This window comes from Burkholderia sp. Se-20378 (assembly GCF_017104665.1).
In the GTDB taxonomy this organism is placed as follows: domain Bacteria; phylum Pseudomonadota; class Gammaproteobacteria; order Burkholderiales; family Burkholderiaceae; genus Burkholderia; species Burkholderia lata.
In genome coordinates, this window is record NZ_JAAGPG010000747.1 from 1 (window position 1) to 3,349 (window position 3,349).

At 65.0% G+C, this 3,349-nt stretch carries 1 protein-coding gene; it reads left to right on the top strand.

Translation table 11 applies throughout. The features are described from left to right. Positions 1-3,349 (top strand): non-ribosomal peptide synthetase (locus G3N93_RS36980; protein ID WP_206135239.1); only part of this gene is annotated, 3,349 nt, incomplete at both ends.

A 3,349-nucleotide genomic window follows, 5' to 3' on the forward strand; every position in this document is an offset into this window, starting at 1 on the left:
CGGTCCTCGACCTCCACGTCGATCACCCCCACTGGACGCACCACTCCGACACCGATCCCGATCCTCAAGCTCTCGGCCTCACCAGTCACCATCTCGCCTACGTCATCTATACCTCCGGCTCTACCGGCACCCCCAAGGGCGTGCAGAACGAACACGATGCACTGATCAACCGCCTGACCTGGATGCAGTCCGCCTATCGTCTGGACACCCGGGATGTCGTGCTGCAGAAGACGCCATTCAGCTTCGACGTGTCGGTCTGGGAATTCTTCTGGCCGCTGGCCAACGGCGCCACGCTTGTGATGGCCGCGCCCGGCGCACACCGTGACGCCGACTATCTGACCGAAGCCATCGCGCAGTACGCGGTCACCACTCTGCACTTCGTGCCGTCGATGCTCGGCGGCTTCCTCGAAGCACCCGACCTCGCGCGCTGCACAACGCTCTCGCGCATCATCTGCAGCGGCGAGGCGTTGCCGGTGGCCACTGCGCAGCTCTGCCTGGAGCGGTTGCCCCATGCGCAGTTACACAACCTGTATGGTCCGACCGAAGCCGCCATCGACGTGACGGCTTTTACGTGTCCGGCCGATTTCGACGCGCAATCCGTGCCGATCGGCAAGCCGATCGCCAACACGCGGATCTACCTGCTCGATAGTTACGGCCAGCCGGTCCCGCTAGGCGCAGTTGGTGAGATCTACATCGGCGGTGCCGGTGTCGCGCGCGGCTACCTTAACCGTCCCGAGCTCACCGCCGAGCGCTTCCTCGCCGATCCGTTCGTGGCCGATCCTCTCGCCCGCATGTACAAGACCGGGGATCTGGCCCGCTACCTTCCCGACGGTAACCTGGTCTTCCTGGGGCGTAACGATCATCAGGTCAAGCTTCGCGGCTTCCGCATCGAGTTGGGTGAGATCGAGGCACGTCTGGCCGAACACCCGGCCGTACGTGAGGCGGTGGTTCTCGCCCGCGAAGATGTCCCCGGGGATAAGCGCCTGGTCGCCTATGTCCTCCGGGCGCACGACGAGAACGTTCCCGACACGGAAGACCTGGCCACGGCCCTGCGCACGCATCTGAGCGCGCGCCTGCCCGACTACATGGTCCCGGCCGCCTTCGTCACCCTGGACAGCCTTCCACTCACCCCCAACGGCAAGCTCGATCGCCGAGCCCTCCCGGCTCCGGACGGGGAGGCCTTTGCGCGTCATGCCTACGAGGCGCCCCAGGGGGAGATCGAGACCACGCTGGCTCAGCTGTGGTCCGAGCTGCTCGGCGTCGACCGTGTCGGTCGCCACGATCACTTCTTCACCCTCGGCGGTCACTCCCTGCTTGCCGTGCGCTTGCTCAGCCGTCTCGGCCAGCGCTTTGCGATCGAGCTCTCTCTCGCCACGCTGTTTGCCCAACCCACCTTGCGTGGATTGGCCGATACCCTTGCTGTACGCCTGGCACATGACGGCCCTTCGGCGTTACCGCCCATCGTCCCCGTATCCCGCGAAGGAACCTTGCCGCTCTCCTTTGCCCAGCAGCGCCTGTGGTTCCTCGCCCAGCTCGATGAACGACTCAGTGCTTCCTATCACATCCCGCTGGCCTTGCGCCTGCACGGACCACTGGATGCCACCGCGCTGCGCCGCAGCCTCGATCACCTGTTTGCCCGTCACGAAGGTCTGCGCACGATCTTCGTTAACCCTGAGGGCCAACCGCAGGTCCGGTTGCTGCCCGCGCAGGCGGGCCTGCCGGTGGTCGAACAGGACCTGCGCACGGTCGCAGACGTCCAGACGGCTCTCGAAGGCATAGTCTCTGAAGAAACGCATGCCCCCTTCGACCTCACCACCGGTCCGCTGATCCGGGCCCGTCTGATCCGCCTGGCCGACGCGCTCCATGTCTTCCTGCTCACTCAGCATCACATCGTCTCCGATGGCTGGTCCATGGGCGTGCTCGTCCACGAACTCAGTGCGCTTTATACCGCCTTTAGCCAGGGTCGACCCGATCCGCTGCCCGCGCTGGCCATCCAGTACCCCGACTATGCCGCCTGGCAGCGCCAATGGCTGGCCGGTGAACGGCTTCAGACCCAGGTGGACTATTGGCAGTCCACTCTGGCCGATGCCCCGGTCCTCCTCGCCCTCCCCACCGATCGCCCCCGGCCGGCGCAACAGTCCTTCGACGGCGCCTTCCTGCCGCTGCAGATCGATGCCGCGTTGACCGCGGGACTCAAGCGCCTGAGTCAGCAGCACGGCACGACGTTGTTCATGACGCTTATGGCCGCCTGGGCCACGGTCCTGGCCCGTCTCTCCGGCCAGGATGATCTGGTCATCGGCACCCCTAGTGCCAACCGCGGACAACGCGAGATCGAGCCGCTAATCGGCTTCTTCGTCAATACCCTGGCCCTACGTCTGGATCTGTCCGGACAACCCAGCGTCGCCGAACTGCTTGCCCGGGTACGTCAGGCGGCGCTGGACGCCCAAACCTACCAGGATCTGCCCTTCGAGCAGGTGGTGGAGATCGTCCAGCCTCCCCGGCGACTCGATCACACTCCGCTGTTCCAAGTGATGTTCGCCTGGCAAAACAACGACCCCGGCACCTTGGTACTGCCACAGCTCCAGGTCGAGTCGGAGCCGATGAAGTGGAATACGGTCAAATTCGATCTGGAACTGAGTTTGGGCGAATACGGCGATACGATCGTCGGCGGCCTCGGCTATGCCACCGCCCTGTTCGATCCGGCCACCCTCGAGCGTCACCGCGGCTACCTGATCACCGTGCTGCAGACCATGGTGGCCGATGCCGGGCAGGCGATCGCGCGGATCGATCTGCTCGACGCCGACGAACGCACATTGCTGCTGGACACCTGGAACCGGACCGAGGCCCCGTATCCCGCCGACCGGTGCATCCATCAGTTGTTCGAGGACCAGGTCCGGCGCGCTCCGGAGGCCACCGCGCTGGTCTTTGAGGACGAGACACTTTCCTACGCGCAGTTGAATGCCCAAGCCAACCGCCTGGCCCATCATCTGATCGCTCTCGGTGTTCGACCGGACGATCGGGTCGCCATCTGTCTGGAGCGCAGTCCGGCCATGGTCGTCGGTCTGCTTGCCATCCTCAAGGCCGGCGCTGCCTATGTCCCCCTTGATCCGGCGTATCCCTCGGCACGCCTTACCCAGACGCTCGGCGACGCGGCCCCTGCCATCGTGCTCTGCGATGCTGTCGGACGCGAGGCGCTCGGCAATGAAGCCCTTTTGTCATTGACGGTCCTCGACCTCCACGTCGATCACCCCCACTGGACGCACCACTCCGACACCGATCCCGATCCTCAAGCTCTCGGCCTCACCAGTCACCATCTCGCCTACGTCATCTATACCTCCGGCTCTACCGG